Origin of the sequence: Marisediminitalea lipolytica (genome assembly GCF_001758465.1) — a bacterium.
In the GTDB taxonomy this organism is placed as follows: Bacteria; Pseudomonadota; Gammaproteobacteria; order Enterobacterales; family Alteromonadaceae; genus Alteromonas; species Alteromonas lipolytica.
Genome location: NZ_MJIC01000021.1, coordinates 75,341 through 92,023, shown reverse-complemented (window position 1 = coordinate 92,023; position 16,683 = coordinate 75,341). Strand labels below are relative to the sequence as shown.

The following is a 16,683-nucleotide window of genomic DNA, read 5'->3' as shown; positions in this document are numbered from 1 at the left end:
ATCATTCACACTAGGGTATTGTTTTAAAATACAAGGAGATCCCGTAATGAAGAAATTAACGAAAGTGGCTTTATGCCTGGCGATACTTGGGCTTGGCAGTGGCTTGGTACAGGCTGAAACTGTTCCACTTAAACAGGCTGTGCAGGATGATCTTCCTCAGCTTATGAGCATGTACAAGTACCTTCATGCTAATCCTGAACTCAGTGGTCATGAAGTGAAAACGGCAAAGTTTCTCGCAAATAAGGCCAGAGAGCTTGGCTTTGAGGTGACCGAAAAAATAGGCGGTACCGGTGTTGTGGCGGTGCTGAAAAATGGTCCGGGCCCAGTGGTGTTAATTCGTGCCGATATGGACGGATTGCCGGTGGTGGAGCAAACCGGATTGCCGTTTGCTTCAAAAATTACCGCTACGACAGATGAAGGCGTGGAATCCGGGGTAATGCATGCCTGTGCCCATGATACCCATATGTCTGGCTGGTATGGCACTGCGCTGCAACTGGTGAAGTTTAAAGCGCAGTGGTCGGGTACGGTGGTTATGATTTTACAGCCTGCGGAGGAGCGTGGTAAGGGCGCGCGGGATATGCTGGCGGATGGCCTTTATGAGCGCTTCCCAAAACCTGATTATGCCTTTGCTTTCCATAACTCGGCAGCTATCCCTGCAGGTGTAATCGGTTATACCCCTGGCTTTACCTTTGCCAACGTGGATAGTGTGGATATTATCGTAAAAGGTATTGGCGGCCATGGTGCCTATCCGCAGGCAACCAAAGATCCGGTGGTACTTGGCAGTCGCATTGTTTCGTCGCTGCAAACATTAGTCAGCCGGGAGTTGGACCCACTCGATTCAGCCGTTGTTACCGTAGGCAGTTTTATCGCTGGTTCAAAGCACAATATTATTTCGGACAAAGCAACGCTGCTGTTAACGGTAAGAAGCTATTCTGATGCTTCCCGCAAGCAACTGCTGGACGGTATAGCGCGTATTGCCAGAGGCGAAGGTATTGCTGCCGGTATGCCGGATGACATGCTGCCTGAAGTTATTGTGAAAGATGAATACACGCCAGCGGCATTTAATGCCCCAGAATTTGCCGAGGAAATTGCTACGTATTTTAAATCTCATCTGGGTGATGAGAAGGTGACCCGGCAACCGCCCACCATGGCGGGAGAGGACTTTGCCCGCTATTACCGTGCTGACAAGTCGATTAAAAGCCTGCTGTTCTGGGTTGGTGGCGTACCCAAAGCAAATTGGGACGCTGCCCAAAGCGGTGAAACAGCGTTACCGTCATTACACAGCCCGTTTTGGGCACCAGATGCTGAGAAAGTCATCACTACCGCCACTGAAGCGTTAACGTTGGCAACGATGAAAGTGTTGGCAAAACCGGAGTAAGGGTAAATTACGAAATCGCAAACAGCAAATAACGCAAAATAAAAGCCCGGAACAGCCGAGTTCGGGCTTTTTGGTTTGTGGGCTAAAACGCGTAGGTTAGCCCTGCGGTAACAATCAGTGGGTTAAGCGTAATATCGGCTTTTGCCGGGGCCGGCCCAACAAAGCCCGTGGCATCTGTATCCAGCGCAATATATTTTGCATCCAGATACCATCCCAGGTTGCTTTGATTAAAACTGCCATTAACACCCGCCTGAACAGTCATGGCAAAAGCATTATCTGCCTCAAAATTAGTGACTGTCGCATCTTCAGTATCCATAACGATGGTGTAATTTAGACCGCCGCCCACATAAAAATCCAGACTCTCTGACATGGCTGGCAAATGATACAACGCCGTTAGCGTCGCCGGTGCGTAAGTCACTTTACCCAGTGTAAGACCATCTAACGGGCCACTGCCATTGAGTGTGGCCTCAGGTGGTATTCCTACTGTTACTTCCACCGACCATGAAGCGTTATAGCGATAGTCTAAAGATGCCGTGATCGTCTGATCATTATCAGTGGTAAAACTAGCTCCTGGTACCTGATTACCGCCTAAAAAGACATCAGCGCTTTCATCAAAAATAATCAGACTTAATCCGGATTTTATCGTCCAGGCCCCGCCATTTTCTGCATGTGACAGGGTCGGCAAATAAAAACTTAACCCTGTTAAAACAGCGATATATCCAAGTTTCTGCATTGGGTGGCCCTCTATTGTTTGTTATTACTTTTACAGAATGACTATTTCTGCATGTGACAATGCGTATTGCATGAATGTAGTCAGGAAGTTTTTATTCCGCAAAACACAGAGGCGCTGAAAATGGGGCAAAATTAAGTATCTTATTCATTTGACTGAATAATATTTCCACACTATTTTTTACATGTGTTTAACAATTGGGCCGTTACCAGCGGATCCCGGACTATTCTTTTTTAACGCCACAGTACAGGTCATCAAACTATGCAGCGCTTAAGCCAATTCTTTATGCCAGATTCAGTGCCTGAAGCACAAAAGCATAAAGCCACTCTCACCATGATGTTCTGCGCAATCCTGACCCCGGCTGCAGCGATTTACGCTTTTCTGTATTACTTTTTCGGTGCTAACGACAGTGCCGTGGCCTGTCTGTTTGTGGGGCTTCACTTCGCTGTGTCGCTGGCCATTTTAAAGTCCGGTGCGGTTAACTTTGCGGCCACTTCAGCGGCATCTGCCCTGTTTTGGATTCAGGCATATTTGTTGTTTAAAAACGGCGGTGTTTACTCTGGTTCTACCCCATGGTTATTAGTGGTCCCGGCAGTAGCTATCTTACTTTGTGGTTTGAAAGAAGGTGTGATTTGGGGAGGACTTATTTTATCTACCACAATTATTGCTTATTTCGTTGAGATAAACGGCATGCTGCCACCAACTGAAATTAACACGCAGGACTCAAGTGGTGCTCAGACTATTTTTCTCAGTGGTGCTATTTTTGCCAATGTTGTGATGATAGCCCTGATGGAAAACTTGCGACAAACCAGCCAGAATCAAGCGAAAGCGTCTATAGAACAGGCTGAATCCATGCGTCAGGTAGCTGAGAGCAGCGGCAAGCAGATGACAGAAATGGTCAAAAGCGCGGAGAAAAATGCACTGTTACTGGCGACGGCAACGGAACAACTGGGGCAAACGTCCAAAGCCATTTTAGACAGTTCTGGTGTACTGCGTAATCGGGCCGAGGAACAAGTTGAAGCATCAAATCAAACCAGCCATAACCTCAGTACTGTAACAGACAGTATGCAGGAAAGTGTGAATGTGGTGAGTGATGTTAACCGGCTTATGCGCACCACCAAAGACAATGCCTCCAAGGGGCACGAAGCTATTACGCAAACGATTAATTCCATGGACGAAATTAAAGCAAACAATCAGGAAATTAATCGCGCTGCGGCAATGATCTCAGGCATTGCGGAACAGACTAACTTACTGGCATTAAATGCCGCAATAGAGGCGGCCCGCGCAGGGGAGCAGGGCAGGGGCTTTGCGGTAGTGGCTGACGAGGTTAGAACTCTGGCAACTCAAAGTAACAGTGCCGCAATTGAGATCCAAAAGAGTCTGTCCCAGGCCACCGCCAGCATAGAAGATGGTGCTAATATTGTTGGTGCTGCAGGGAGTCAGTTAATGGATATTCTGCAGGCTGTAGAAGACATATATCAGCAGTTTAATACGCTTAAAAATCTCATCGATGAGAGTCAGCAAAACTTAGGCGCTATCAATAGCTCCGTGCAATCCCTCTCCAACAGCGCCGTGAATAATAAAGAAAGTGCGGCTGGGGTTGAGGAGTATTCAAATCATATTGTTCAGACCACCAATAATCTTGCAGTAATGGCGCAAGAATTAAAAAGTCTGGTATCTGGTCACTGAGTCTTATCTGAGCAAGGAGTGAGGGGCTGCTTGCTGGTGAACCGGATTAAAGGTAAACCACAAGTTCCCTAGCTCTCCTGATGGGCAACACCCAGTGGATTAAACAGTGGGCTGTCCTGGATAATTTGTTCCAGTCTTCGGGTCGCTTCATTAACTTTTTTTCCCATAAACAAGGCGACTTCGGTTTCCGGTAGTGCAGGCAATTCCTCATTGAGCACCAGTAAGTCATCTTCCAGCGTATGCAGCGGGATAGTACCAATGCCAACACCGGCGCGAACGGCAGCTAAAACCCCTGCGCGACTCTGACTGGTGAAAGCAATTCGATAGGGAATACCGGCTTCTTCGAGCACGCGTTTAGCGTGACTACGGTGGTAACAACCTTCGTCAAATACCGCTAACGGCAGGATTGGCAAACTTTGCAAATGGTGATCCCTGGAGCCTACCCACACCAGCGCATCACGGCGCAATCGGGTGCCGCCGGATGTACCTGCCATCATCTCCACCAGGGCAATGTCCAGCTGACCCTTGTCCAGTTTGTGTAACAGAGTATCAGGGCTGTGATCACAGAACACTTCTAACTGTGCTTCCGGATAACTGAGAATAAACTCCTGCAATAACGGAGATAAAGTTCGGCTGGCATACTGGTCGTGACTGCCCAGGCGCACCGTGCCATCAATTTCCATATTCTGAAAAGAGCCCACAATCTGATCATGCAGGTTAAGCAGTTGGCGGGCGTGAGTGGTTAGCTGAACCCCCGCGGCCGTCAGGCGCACGCCATGCTGCCCCCTTTCCATTAGCGGATTGGCAACCAGTTCCTCCAACCGGTTAAGTTGCATGCTCACTGTCGACGTAGCCTTGTGCAACACTTTTGCGGCTTCAGTCAGATTCAGGGTATCGGCCACCACCATAAAGGTACGCAGCAGATTAATTGGCAGATCGCGCATAGCAAAAACTCCGGCTTCAGTTTTCAGTGAATGTGAACGTAGATTTGAATATTTATCAATTTACCGAATAAACGCAAGGGATTACAGTTCGATTTCTCGCCGGTTTATGCTGTCGCCGGTTTTAAACAACTGCCTAAATCAACAGGAGTGGGGCTGTGCAGCTAGCTATTACCTTTGGATTTAACCAGATTATCAGCCATGGTTTCGGGCTGTTTTTATTTGCAGCACTGGTGCCGCTGATGCAAGCCGATATTGCAATCAGCCACTGGTATTTAGCCACTATTGGCGCGGCAACTCAGCTGGCTTATCTTGGCGGCGCAATGTTGCTTGGGGGGCTTGGTCACCGCTTTTCTTCGGCGCGGCTGGTATTATGCTGTATGGCGCTGACATCGCTGTTGTTATTGGCCATGGCATGGGTTACATCGCCATTGGCAATACTGGTGATACTGATATTGATGGCGGCGAATGCTGCTATTAGCTGGGGCGGCATTGTCGAACTGGTAAGCTGTTATGGCCGTCCGCAGTACCGGGCAACCACTCTGTCTGTGGCTGCCAGTGGTACCGCCTGGGGATACGGTATCAGCGGCGCGATTATTCTGGTCGTTGTGCCGTTAATGGGCTGGCAGGGCGGCTGGATTGTCGCTGCGGTGCTTGGTCTGGGCACATTTGTAGCTACAGCTATGGTGCTAAAGCGGCTCAGCATGGCAAATACGCAGACGACTACAGACATGTTGCCTGCTATGGGGATGAAACAGCTTTTTCGAATCGTGCTGCGCGAACGCATCGCTTTTTTGTCATGCCTGATTACGTTTTTAGTCGGCTTTGCTACTATGCCTTTTTCTACCTGGTTAAATACTTATCTCACGGAGCTTGCTCTGCCGCCAGCACTGGGCGGTTATACCTGGTCAATAATTGGTTTGTCGGGCATGGTCGCCGGATTTCTTATCGGTAAGCTGGCTGATCGTAAAGGGGCTGGTGCGGCGCTGCTGTTTATTTCCATTGGATTTATGCTGGGTACCATTGCGTTTATTCTCGCCCCCGCTCAGTTTGTGCTGTTTGCCGGGTTTGGCTATGGCCTGATGTACTTCCCGATATGGGGGGTAGTGGCGGGTTGGGTGAGCAAAGCTTACGGCTCTAAAGCAACCATGCAAATCAATGGTATTGGCATGGTGACATTTGGCTTAGGCGGAGCTTCAGGCAATATGCTTGCGGGTGTTTTACAGCAGGCTACCGGTAGTCTGGGTGACCTTTATGCGCTGATTGCTTTTACCAGCGTACTGTTAACACTATTGGCAGTATACATCTACCGCATCGAACGGCAGCCAGACGAGCCATTTGTAGGGGCTGTCTGAACGTAGTTACCCGTTGGGGAGTCGGGTAACTTAGCCAGGTAAACCGCAGGCAGACAGTTGCTTGTTTAGCACCCGGCGCTCCGTCGCGGTAAACGCCAACTGATATTTGCGGGTAACTACCTGAAAGCGTTCCAGGTAAGTACAACGGTAGCCCTGATTAGAGGGCATCCATTCGGTTGGACCTTTGGCACCTTTCGAACGATTCGCCGTAAGACTCACCGCTATTACATTAATAATATCGTTGGCAAACGCCGCTCGGGTTATTTCCGGCCACTTATCGGCTCCGTGCTCAAATGCCCATTTCAGCGGCACAATATGATCAATATCGAGGTCGTTGTCGTCAGTATAGGTGTTGCCAGTGTAAGGATCATACCACTGTCCGGTTGTCACCCGGCAGTGACGGGCATCGTCGAACACGACCGGAGTAGCAGACTGGCGAATGAGTGTTTCGGCGCGGGTATCGCGACAATTTCCGTCTTCATCCAGCCAGTGCGGAAACAGATTGCGGGAATACCCATCGGGCGTTTGAACTGAGGCAGATGAGGCATAGCCGGAATAGGCTTTGCCGCCCGCTGCCAGGCAGTTTTTCATACTGCTGTAGGCAGTAAAGCGGGTGGTCCGTTCGTACCACTGACTGCGACTGTCATGACATAAACCAGACGCTGACTGTTTAATTATCTCTGCCGCAAGGGGGTTAGCCAGGGGCAGACTGAAAAGCAAAAATAAAACAAAAAATTTGCGCATGAAAAAGAGAAACCACACTCAATACAACATCATAGCAGGGTAATCTACGGGGCTTTTGCGTCAGGTTCAACGTAAATTTTTGCGCTTTTAGCAGAGCAAAAAAAAGGCCGCTCAAGGCGGCCAGGCATTAGTTATTGTGTACTGCTATTGCGCTTTATAGCGCTCAGCCATGGCGTTAGCGGCTATCATGGCCTGATAAACGTCATCTTCGCTGAGTTGCATGGTCATATTGCCCATGGTATCACCCTCTGCACAAGCAATTTGAGCCACCTTCCGCCACTCTTCTTCAACAAACTTTTTAAGGCCCATATCACTGAGTGTCAGTGGTAGTCTGGCGGTTTTGATAATACGAATGACTTCGTCAATTTCGGTTTTCGGGGCGTTTTCCAGTACCAGTTGTGTCAGCAAACCAAACACCACTTTTTCGCCGTGCTGCACGTGATGCAGATCCGGTACCGCAGACATACCGTTGTTGACTGCATGAGCCGCAGCAAGGCCGCCAGCCTCGGCACCTACACCGCTCAGGTAAATGGTAGCTTCTACAATTTGTTCCAGCGCCGGGGTGACAATTTTATTGTCGATAGCGTCCATAGCGGCATCGATATTTTCGCGCAACATCTGGTAACAAAGTTCAGCCAGACCCAAACCGGTACGGGATGGTTTTTTCAGTACCAGGTTGATTCCGTCGGCAGCATAACAGGTGCGGGCTTCAAAGTAAGTGGCCAGTGCGTCGCCCACCCCTGCCGAGAAGAAGCGTGCTGGTGCGGCACACAAAATCGACATGTCGGCAATGACGGCATCCGGGTTTTGCGGTAAAAACAGATACTCATCAAACTCACCGTCTTCGGTGTAAAACACCGCCAGAGCGGTACAAGGTGCATCGGTTGAAGCAATGGTTGGATACAGGATCACCGGTAACTTACGGTGGTATGCGGTCGCCTTGGCTGAATCTAAGGTTTTACCGCCGCCAATACCAACAATAACGTTAGCATGATGTTTCTCAGACAATTCAACCAAACGCTGAACCTCAGCTTTTGAGCACTCGTAGTTAAACTTTTCAACATGCGCTTTAATGTTGTTGTCAGTAAGGCCGGGAACGGCTTCTTCCTTAACCCGTTCTAAAATGAATTCATCGCTGATAATAAAGGCATTATCACCAAAATCCTGGGCGTAATCGTGCAGTTGCCCCAGTAGTCCTTTGCCAATGTAAAACTTTTTAGGTGAGGTTACTGTACGTGGTGTTACAGACATAAATCCTCCTGAAATGGATTTGCTAGAAAAGACTCCCAGAGTCGGGAGTGGGGCAGATTATGCTTGAAATGCGGCAGAAATTACGTTTTTTTAGACTAAAGTTGTACGTGCTGCGATGTGTTGTGTCCGGGTTCAGTTGCGAGTCCCGTGCTGGTGGCGGCGATTCAGCGGTCTTACCGCTAAGAGGTCTGCCTAACTCGTAGGATTAGGTTTGAAGGCCGTAGGATCGGGCAAGCTGAATTTACCAGAAAGGCGCAAAATAAAATCAATAATTCAATGATATCTGTCAGCCTGTATTTCCAAATTATCCCTCTAAAGGCTCAGGTTATGTTGGATCGGGCAAATACATCTAGAGGAATCCTGCATGCAAAGCAAAATTAAAGTGGGTTTTATTGGATTAAACCCTGATAGCCATTGGGCTGCCACTGCGCATTTACCTGCGCTGTCTTCACTCAGCGATGATTTTGAAATTGTAGGAGTCGCCAACTCGAGTTACGCAAGTGCTCAACGCACCGCAAAAGCACTGGAGCTGCCGTTTGCCTTTCAATCCCCCGCCGAACTCGTGTGTTCAGACGAAATTGATTTGGTAGTGGTAACAGTAAAAGTCCCTCATCATTTTGAACTGGTTTCACTGGCGTTAAATGCCGGTAAGCATGTGCACTGCGAGTGGCCTCTGGGCAATGGTCTGGAAGAAGCGAAGAAGCTCGCTGCACTGGCTGCTGAAAAAGGGGTGGTAGCCACCGTTGGTACGCAAATGCGAACGTCTGTAGAGGTTAAATTTCTGCAGAAGTTAATTAAAGACGGCTATGTGGGGGATGTGCTTTCATCGTCGCTGATTGGTTCTGGTGCTAACTGGGGTGGGGAAACCAGTGAAGAACTTGCTTATTTGTATGATAAAACCACTGGCGCCACTATGCTGACGATCCCGTTTGCTCACACACTGGCGGGTTTACAAACCGTATTGGGCGAGATTGTATCCATCGGTGGCCAACTGGGCCATCGGCGCAAAACCGTCAGGGTTACCGACGCTGATAAAGAAGTGCCGTTTACCGCAGCTGATCAGATTTTAGCCTATGGCCAGTTTGCCAGTGGCGCAGCATTCTCTGCCCATTATCGCGGTGGTATGAGCAAAGCGACTAACTTCTTCTGGGAAATCAACGGTACCAGGGGCGATCTGCAAATTACCGGTAACATCGGCCATGGGCAGTTTGCCAACCTGAACATCAAAGGGGCCACAGGTGACGACGACGGGCTGCAAGAACTAACCGTACCTGCTGAATTCTATAACGATTTACCCGATAGTGTTATCGCCCGCAATGTAGCCGGGATCTATAAGCTTATTGCCAGCGATATCAGGCGGCAAACGCGCAGTGCCCCCAGTTTTGCAGACGCGGTACAGCTGCATAGTTTGCTAGACGTATTCGGACAGGGGTAAAAACATGAGTGAGTTAATACAATCGGCGGATTTAACGCACATTACTCAGTGGCTAAATAACCACGTAGTTACCGACGGCTATTTTGTGCTGAGTGAAAACAATCTCGAAGTAACCCGGGCCTCGCGAATTTCTACCGAGCAAACCAGTGTATTAACTCAACCTTGTGTGTGTATTGTATCGCAGGGGGCCAAGGCTGTGAGTGCCAGCCGGGGCAATCTGGAATACGTCGAAAATGAAACTTCCATGGTGGTATATGCCGCCGAAGTGCCGATCCGGGTTAAGATAACCCGGGCGAGTGAAGATGCGCCTTACTTTTGTTTGATGGTGCCATTAACCGCAGCCCGGATTGCTGAAGTCGCGTCGCGTCTTTATCCGGCTGGTCTGCCCAAGGCTGAGTCGGTCAGCTCGGTTTACATTAGTGAATCGGAGCCGGAAATAGTCAATATTATTTTGCGCATGCTAACTTATATTGACGAACCCAAACTGGGTGACTTACTGATGCCACTCGCCATGGAAGAAATCCTGATTCGGCTGTTGTGTAGCGGGATTGGTCCGGCTATTGCGCAGATGGGGATTTCTGATTCTCATGCCGGGCAAATCAATCAGGCCATCAGCTGGCTTAAAAAACATTATGCTGAGCCGATGCGCGTGGAGGAGCTGGCCCGACAGATTGGCATGAGCGTGTCGTCTTTTCACGCACACTTTAAAGCTATCACTGGCATCAGCCCACTGCAGTTTCAAAAAACCTTACGATTGCAAGCGGCGCGCCGGTTGATCAGAATGCAGGACAAAGAGGTCAGTTTAGCCGCGTTTGAAGTGGGTTACGCCAGTACATCGCAGTTTAGCCGCGAGTACACCAGAGAATTTGGTACTGCCCCCAGTCGCGACTCCCTGACCACCTGACCCCTTAGCATCGGGTCGCTCCCCTAAAACTGGTCATACAGTTGATCAACAATTACATCTTGATGAGTTTTTCTTAATAGGGTGTGTAGAAATTCAAAAAAACTCGCGTGTCTTTTGGGTATCATTGAGCATCCCGACCAGGGAAATAGCACTATTTCTCACCTGTCACCTTTATATTGCTTTAACTCTGTATTTATTTCAATACACTTGATGCTGGCCTATTCGCTGGTTAACTACCCGCTAAATCACAGTTTTATAACGCAAATCTTTCCTTCTCTGCCGGATTAAGCCCATTTGGGTAAAGAATTCATTGCCATTGAGTTTACTGATCACGGTTGACATTGACTGTTTTATAGTCATAATTGCGTCAAATGTACATTTGGTGACAAATGTGACATTTTGGGTTTGTGTGGTAATTTGCTGGTTTATTGCAAATTAACAATTATGTGCCACGCTTTTAGCAATAGTTAACATGTCAGTAGTCAGAGTCGGCATATGATAGATTTCAGCCAGTTTTCCATTCGAAGTAAATTTGCTTTTCCCCTTATTGTTGTTACGGCATTGCTGGTTTTGGTTGCTGTAATTTCGGTCACATCACTTAGTCGCCTGACCAACGACTCAGAGCAAATTGCTCAGCGTTATCTTGATGCGGTCAGCCTTACCCTGAACGCAGACAGGGATTTATACCAGGCGCAAACCGCACTTCAGGACGCCATCATTATGGCGGGTATGCGAGGGGAGGCGGTAAACAGTGAAATTGCCGACTTTAAAGACAACGCGCAACAAGCACTCGATAGAATGAACAAAGCACGCAGCCTGGTGGAAGGTGAGGTCACTAACATTGGCAGTGCCAGTCAGTTTAAAAATGATTACGACATCTGGTTAAAAGGTGCTAATCAGGTAGTGGCGTTGGTACAAGCAGGGGATTTTGAAAAAGCCCATCAACTGCGTTCTGCAAGCCTGATCGAAGCGTTTGAGCAGCTCCGCAGCCACTACGACCATTTAGGCGAAGCAGTTAAAAATGCTGCTGATGCACTGGCTGCTGAGATGCAATCATCGTCGCAAAGCAGTCAGTTTATGCTGATGGTGGTTCTGGTGATTGTGCTGGTTGTTTCTGCCTTGTCGGTTATGTATGGCCCGCGTTTAGTTACCGACCGCCTGAATACATTAATTGATGTTATGCGGGATATCAGCCAGGGGGACGGCGATCTGCGCAGTCGTCTGGATAGTAGCGGTAAAGATGAATTGGCCACCTTAGCTAAAACCTTTAATCGCTTTATGGAAAACCTGCAGGACCTGATTGTGGTGATTCAACAGGATACAGAAAGTCTTAAAGGCGCGTCAGCTAACCTTGATCAGGCTTCTAATACTGTTAAATCGGCCTCTCACCAACAAAACGACAACCTCGACCAGATCGCCACTGCGGTTAACGAGCTGAGTCATGTGGTATCTGACACCGCGAGTAATAGTCAGGGAGCCATGTCGAAAGTAAAAGTGGCCTCCGAGATCAGTACTTCTTCCAAGCAGGTGGTTAGTGACTCGGTGAAAAACGTCTCTAACCTGTCAGCATCCATTACCAATGCAAATGACGTTATTTCTAGCCTGGCGAAAGAATCGCAAAACATCATTGCGGTACTGGATGTGATTCGCGGCATCGCAGAACAAACTAACCTGCTGGCGCTTAATGCCGCTATCGAAGCTGCTCGTGCCGGTGAGCAGGGCCGTGGGTTTGCGGTGGTTGCCGATGAAGTAAGAACACTGGCGAGTCGTACGCAACAGTCCACTGAAAATATCAATGAAATGCTGGGGCGTCTGGAGCACAGTGTTAATGACGCGGTAAGGGCTATAGAGCAGGGTGCCAGTGAGGTGGATTCTGTGGTTGCTGTCTCGGAACAGCTTGCCAGGGCTTTTGACCAGGTGAGTGCGGCTGTGGATGAAGCCAACGAAACCATTTATCAAATTGCTGCCGCCACTGAAGAACAAAGTCAGGTGGTTTCAGATATCAATACGAATGTTACAAACCTCAATGCACTGGGGCAGCAAAATCTTAAAACCATTGAAAATACAGGTGAAATTGCTGGCTTGTTAAACGGTACCGTGCAACAGCTCGGACAAAAAGTCGGCCGATTCAAAACCTGAAGCAAACATTTCTGCACCACTTCATTTAAGCATTCCCAGGTGAAAGAACCGGAGACACCCATGAGATCACTGTACCTTAAATTTGCTAGCTGTAGCGCTGTTGTTGGCACGTTATTAACGAGTGCTATGCCAGCGCAGGCGGAGTCGCCCACGATTGACGTGTCCGGACAATGGAATGTTCGTTTTGAAAATATCACCAACCCGCTGTTTCCCACGACGAACCCTCGTTACCATCAGCATAATCAGCGCTTGTCATCCAAGTTACAGGTGAAAGGTGTAATGAAGTGGTCAAACTTCGAACTTGTTGGGGAGTTGGGTGACTCGCGGGTGTATCTGGATAACGATGATCCCACGCTTGGGCGTTCTCAGGTCAATACCCTTGAACCTGTGCAATTTCATTTTTCCTGGTTGGGCACTGGCGAAAGTGAGTCCGGGCTAAGTATGAAGAAGACCAGCGTGGGGCGCTTTTTACTCGACCATGGCAGTCGCCGTATCATTTCAAGCGGCTATTTCCGTAATGCGATGAATACTTTTGATGGTGTAGTCAGTGACTGGCAATGGCAGGACTGGACTGTGCGCGGGGTGTATCTGATGCCGGTGACCCGGTTACCCGGTGATGCAGCAAGTGTCGATGCCAATGAGCGGGCCTTCGATAAATCTTATTCAGAACGTGTTATGTATGGTGCTTACGCGGCGTCAGCCAAGAAAACCTGGCAGTTACAAGCCTATTGGTTTGACGAAGAAGATGGTCCGGATCTGAATACTGCCAATCGTGAGTTTCTTACGGTGAGTGCGCACTATACGCTGCCTAATGACACCAAATGGCGTGCTGATGCCGAAGTCATTGTGCAGTCGGGTACCCGCCATCAATCAACATCGCCCAGTGATGTCACTGAAATCGATCATCAGGCCTGGCTATTTCATGGTGCCCTCGGGCAAATGGTGACCGACACCACGTCACTACAGTTCATTGCCGATATCATCAGTGGTGACAACGATAGTAGCGATGGTAAAAATACCAACTTTGACGCGCTGTATGGCGTACGCCGTTTCGATTTTGGTCCGACGGAAGTGTATGTCACCCAGCCGCGTCGAAACCTGGTGTCAGTAGGGCTTAAAATGGTCAGCAAATTTACCAAAAAAGATAACCTGTTGATTCGTTATTTAAATATGAGTTACCAAAAAACGCCGCAGGGCAGCGCCAGTGATATCGGTAACCAGATTGAATTTCGCTGGCGGCACCAGTTGCTACCTAAATTCCGCCTGGAATTTGGTGGTGCGTATATGCTGAAAGGCGATGCCTTTGAACAAGGCAATTACCCGGATGATACGGTTTATGGTTATACGGCTTTTCAGCTGAAATTTTAATTTATCTGACGGGCGGCCCGGATTGCCCTGGTTTGGCTAAAAAAGGCTGCCAGCATTAACGAAAATAGCGGCCCGCCCCAGCAAAAGAGAGCCCAGGGCATGTAATCTATGGTTGCCACGCCCAGAGTTGAGGCCATAAACAATCCCGACACAGTCCATGGCAGCACCGGATCCATCAGGGTTACAGAATCTTCGATACTGCGGGAAAGATTGACCGGCGCCAGGCGTTTTGCCTGGTAAGCCTGCTGATACAGATTACCCACAATTAAACTGGTAACGCCGCCATGACTGGTTAACGACAATAACGTTACTCCACTTAGCATGGTGCTTAAGATGAGACTGAAAACCCCTTTAACCTGTTTTAGCATAGCCTGAATTAGTACGTTTAAACCGCCGCTGGCCTGCATGGCGCCGGCCAACAAAAATGCCGCAATTATTACCACCAGCGTACCGACCATTGAGTAAAGGCCGCCGCGCTCTACCAGCTGTAAAAACGCTTCGTTAGCCTGTGCTTTAAGCTGGATTGCTGTTGGCAACATGTCTACGGAAAAGCCATGTAAATAAGCCATGACAGCGTCGTCCAGGCTAAAGGGGCGAAATGCCACTGCTAATATCAGGGCCAGCAAAGTAGAGTAGGTTATTCCCAGCACCGGTGGCCATTTTTGTGTTATCGCTAAAATCACCAGCGCGGGTGGCAGTAACTGCCACCAGGCAGGCGCAAAGGCGTCTTCAATCAGTGCCTGCATGGCTGCCGTAGCGGCGATGGCATCGTTCTGTGCACCGGTGGGAGAAAGCGGCACCAGTAAAAACACCAGTAAGGCCAGTAAAAATGATGGTAGTGCGGTGTACACCATGTGGCCAATATGCTCATAAAGATTGGCCTGGGCGGCAATTGCCGAAATATTAGTTGAGTCTGACAGGGGAGACATTTTGTCGCCAAAACAGGCGCCAGAGATAACCGCGCCAGCGGTAATGGCTAAAGAGGCGTCCATCACCGTTGCCAGTCCCATCAACGCCACGCCGATGGTGCCAGCCGATGCCCAGGACGAACCGGTAAAAATACTCATTAGCGCAGCGGCCAGAAAAGCAGAAACGTACAGGTAGCCAGGATCAATCAGGTAAATACCCAGCCAAACAAAAAACGGAATAGTACCGCACAGCATCCAGCTGCCAATTAAGCCACCGATGGACAGCAAAATCAGCACAACAGGAAATACATCACCAAACTTGGCGACGGCGCTGGCTTCCATTTGTTGCCAGCGAATGCCACGGCTAAAACCTATACCGCCTGCCACGAGGGCGGCCAGTAGGATAGCCACCACTACCAGGGTGCCCCCCAGTTCGGTAAACAGGGCGCCAGCGCAAAAAACGGCCAGCAGTACAAGTAGCGGTAAAGCCGCAAGCCATACGGGTTGTGGTTTATCGAACGGGCGCTTTGCCTGTTCAGACATGGGTAAAAGCCTGTTCCAGATCGTTAATCAGCGTTTGTACCGCTTCCAGTCCTACCGATAGCCTGATCAGGCCCTGAGGCAGATTCATTGCTGCCAGTTGTTCGGCATTTTCCGGGCGTTGCAATGAAATAGCCAGGCTCTCAAAGCCACCCCAGCTAACGCCCAGGCGGAATTGTTTCAGCGCATTCAAAAAGCGGGTAACGCTGGCAAAATCCGCTGGTTTGAGACTAAAGCTAATCAGGCCATTATAGCCGGCCAACGGGTTTGTCTCTGCTGGCGGGGCATCCTCTTGCCAGGCCGGATGGTAGATACGGGACACTTTAGGATGACCTTCAAGAAAACGGCCTATAGCCAGCGCACTGGCTTCCTGCTGCTGTAAACGAACGCTAAGGGTGCGTAAGCCGCGTTCAATCAGCCATGCATCCATTGGCCCAAGCGCTGCGCCATTGAGCAAAAAAGTACGATAGAAAATTTGCTTGAGTACAGCATGACGGCTTATGAGCGCACCAGCCACAACATCGCTGTGGCCGCCGATATACTTGGTAAGCGAGTGCGCAACAATATCAACACCAAGGGTGATAGGTTTTTGCAGCAGAGGCGTCGCCCAGGTGTTGTCGATACCGGTTAAAATGCCATGTCGGTGGGCAATGGCTACCACCTTACTGATATCTATGCGCTTGAAGGTCATGGTGGCCGGGCTCTCAAACCAAATCAATCTGGTTTGCGGGCGGATGGCTGCTTCCAGCTGCTCGGGATCCCCTGAAGTCAGATAAGTAAAGGTTACCCCAAAGCGACTCAGCTGTTCAGCCAACTGTATAGTAGGGCTGTAAACCTGATTAATAAAAATAATATGTTCACCCTGATTAACCAGGCCGGTAATGGCGGCGCTGATGGCTCCCATTCCCGACGCAAACAGCTTACAGGCTTCACCGCGTTCCAGCGCTGCCAGCTTCTTTTCCACACTGGTTACACTGGGGTTTCGCCCTCGGGTGTATACCGGCATGCTGTATTCGTTAGCCAGCGCCGTACACAAATTTTCAAAGCTGCTATACGAAAAAAGGGAAGTCTGATGAATGGGCTGACTAACCGGTTGACTGTCTGTGTGAGCGACCAGCGGCTCCGGACCACAACAGATATCGATGTCTTGCTGGGATATTTTCATGTCGTTTTGTATTTTTAATATTTTATACCACCATACCTGTAAAAAAGGTGAGCACACAAGAGGCTGGTTTTGTTATTTGCGACCAACAACAGCTACTTAGGATTTATAAATCAAAAACGCCGGCGAAAAAATGCCG

General features: G+C 49.2%; 13 protein-coding genes. 7 read left to right on the top strand and 6 right to left on the bottom strand.

Features of this window, described 5'->3' with window-relative positions; all coding sequences use genetic code 11:
• Window positions 1-46 precede the first annotated feature (46 nt).
• Entirely contained in the window at window positions 47-1,378 is a 1,332-nt protein-coding gene (locus BFC17_RS21945; RefSeq protein ID WP_070178666.1) for an amidohydrolase, read from the top strand.
• Window positions 1,379-1,460: 82 nt separating this feature from the next.
• Here the strand turns inward: BFC17_RS21945 and BFC17_RS21940 are convergent, their stop codons facing one another.
• Complete coding sequence (locus tag BFC17_RS21940; protein ID WP_070178665.1) at window positions 1,461-2,111, bottom strand: OmpW/AlkL family protein; 651 nt, start codon at window positions 2,109-2,111, stop codon at window positions 1,461-1,463.
• 258 nt (window positions 2,112-2,369) lie between these two features.
• Between BFC17_RS21940 and BFC17_RS21935 the strand changes: the two genes are divergently transcribed.
• The gene (locus BFC17_RS21935) at window positions 2,370-3,797 is read left to right on the top strand and encodes a methyl-accepting chemotaxis protein (RefSeq protein WP_070178664.1); all 1,428 of its coding nucleotides are present in this window, start codon (window positions 2,370-2,372) and stop codon (window positions 3,795-3,797) included.
• A gap of 68 nt (window positions 3,798-3,865) precedes the next feature.
• Here the strand turns inward: BFC17_RS21935 and BFC17_RS21930 are convergent, their stop codons facing one another.
• Entirely contained in the window at window positions 3,866-4,741 is an 876-nt protein-coding gene (locus tag BFC17_RS21930) for a LysR substrate-binding domain-containing protein (RefSeq protein ID WP_070178663.1), read from the bottom strand.
• A 155-nt stretch (window positions 4,742-4,896) separates the two neighbouring features.
• Between BFC17_RS21930 and BFC17_RS21925 the strand changes: the two genes are divergently transcribed.
• Complete coding sequence (locus BFC17_RS21925) at window positions 4,897-6,093, top strand: MFS transporter (protein ID WP_070178662.1); 1,197 nt, start codon at window positions 4,897-4,899, stop codon at window positions 6,091-6,093.
• Window positions 6,094-6,123: 30 nt separating this feature from the next.
• Here the strand turns inward: BFC17_RS21925 and BFC17_RS21920 are convergent, their stop codons facing one another.
• Window positions 6,124-6,837, bottom strand: a complete 714-nt coding sequence (locus BFC17_RS21920) for an HNH endonuclease family protein (RefSeq protein WP_070178661.1) — start codon at window positions 6,835-6,837, stop codon at window positions 6,124-6,126.
• Window positions 6,838-6,981: 144 nt separating this feature from the next.
• Window positions 6,982-8,088 carry a glycerol dehydrogenase gene (locus BFC17_RS21915; RefSeq protein ID WP_070178660.1) on the bottom strand — a complete coding sequence of 369 codons (1,107 nt, stop codon included), beginning with the start codon at window positions 8,086-8,088 and terminating at the stop codon, window positions 6,982-6,984.
• Between the two features lie 364 nt (window positions 8,089-8,452).
• Here BFC17_RS21915 and BFC17_RS21910 point away from each other — a divergent pair, with 364 nt between their 5' ends.
• The 4 genes from BFC17_RS21910 (at window position 8,453) to BFC17_RS21895 (ending at window position 13,934) form a co-directional block, all read left to right on the top strand.
• Window positions 8,453-9,523 (top strand): Gfo/Idh/MocA family protein, encoded by a 1,071-nt coding sequence (locus BFC17_RS21910; RefSeq protein WP_070178659.1) that lies wholly within the window; start codon window positions 8,453-8,455, stop codon window positions 9,521-9,523.
• A 4-nt stretch (window positions 9,524-9,527) separates the two neighbouring features.
• A complete protein-coding gene (locus BFC17_RS21905; protein ID WP_083271898.1) occupies window positions 9,528-10,427 on the top strand; it encodes an AraC family transcriptional regulator in 900 nt (299 codons plus the stop codon).
• 495 nt (window positions 10,428-10,922) lie between these two features.
• Window positions 10,923-12,566, top strand: a complete 1,644-nt coding sequence (locus BFC17_RS21900) for a methyl-accepting chemotaxis protein (protein ID WP_083271897.1) — start codon at window positions 10,923-10,925, stop codon at window positions 12,564-12,566.
• A 60-nt stretch (window positions 12,567-12,626) separates the two neighbouring features.
• The gene (locus tag BFC17_RS21895; RefSeq protein ID WP_070178658.1) at window positions 12,627-13,934 is read left to right on the top strand and encodes an alginate export family protein; all 1,308 of its coding nucleotides are present in this window, start codon (window positions 12,627-12,629) and stop codon (window positions 13,932-13,934) included.
• Here the strand turns inward: BFC17_RS21895 and nhaC are convergent.
• Together nhaC and BFC17_RS21885 are read right to left on the bottom strand one after the other, a co-directional pair.
• Window positions 13,931-15,385, bottom strand: a complete 1,455-nt coding sequence (nhaC, locus tag BFC17_RS21890) for a Na+/H+ antiporter NhaC (protein WP_070178657.1) — start codon at window positions 15,383-15,385, stop codon at window positions 13,931-13,933. The two genes, BFC17_RS21895 and nhaC, sit on opposite strands and share 4 nt — an antisense overlap.
• Window positions 15,378-16,547, bottom strand: a complete 1,170-nt coding sequence (locus tag BFC17_RS21885) for a trans-sulfuration enzyme family protein (RefSeq protein WP_083271896.1) — start codon at window positions 16,545-16,547, stop codon at window positions 15,378-15,380. The genes nhaC and BFC17_RS21885 overlap by 8 nt, the downstream gene beginning before the upstream one ends.
• Between the last annotated feature and the right edge of the window lie 136 nt (window positions 16,548-16,683).

Bases quoted from the DNA above. Each gene is read 5' to 3' on its own strand.
- BFC17_RS21945 (WP_070178666.1), top strand. From the start codon at position 47: ATGAAGAAATTAACGAAAGTGGCTTTATGCCTGGCGATACTTGGGCTT.
- BFC17_RS21940 (WP_070178665.1), bottom strand. From the start codon at position 2,111: ATGCAGAAACTTGGATATATCGCTGTTTTAACAGGGTTAAGTTTTTAT.
- BFC17_RS21935 (WP_070178664.1), top strand. From the start codon at position 2,370: ATGCAGCGCTTAAGCCAATTCTTTATGCCAGATTCAGTGCCTGAAGCA.
- BFC17_RS21930 (WP_070178663.1), bottom strand. From the start codon at position 4,741: ATGCGCGATCTGCCAATTAATCTGCTGCGTACCTTTATGGTGGTGGCC.
- BFC17_RS21920 (WP_070178661.1), bottom strand. From the start codon at position 6,837: ATGCGCAAATTTTTTGTTTTATTTTTGCTTTTCAGTCTGCCCCTGGCT.
- BFC17_RS21915 (WP_070178660.1), bottom strand. From the start codon at position 8,088: ATGTCTGTAACACCACGTACAGTAACCTCACCTAAAAAGTTTTACATT.
- BFC17_RS21910 (WP_070178659.1), top strand. From the start codon at position 8,453: ATGCAAAGCAAAATTAAAGTGGGTTTTATTGGATTAAACCCTGATAGC.
- BFC17_RS21905 (WP_083271898.1), top strand. From the start codon at position 9,528: ATGAGTGAGTTAATACAATCGGCGGATTTAACGCACATTACTCAGTGG.
- BFC17_RS21900 (WP_083271897.1), top strand. From the start codon at position 10,923: ATGATAGATTTCAGCCAGTTTTCCATTCGAAGTAAATTTGCTTTTCCC.
- BFC17_RS21895 (WP_070178658.1), top strand. From the start codon at position 12,627: ATGAGATCACTGTACCTTAAATTTGCTAGCTGTAGCGCTGTTGTTGGC.
- nhaC (WP_070178657.1), bottom strand. From the start codon at position 15,385: ATGTCTGAACAGGCAAAGCGCCCGTTCGATAAACCACAACCCGTATGG.
- BFC17_RS21885 (WP_083271896.1), bottom strand. From the start codon at position 16,547: ATGAAAATATCCCAGCAAGACATCGATATCTGTTGTGGTCCGGAGCCG.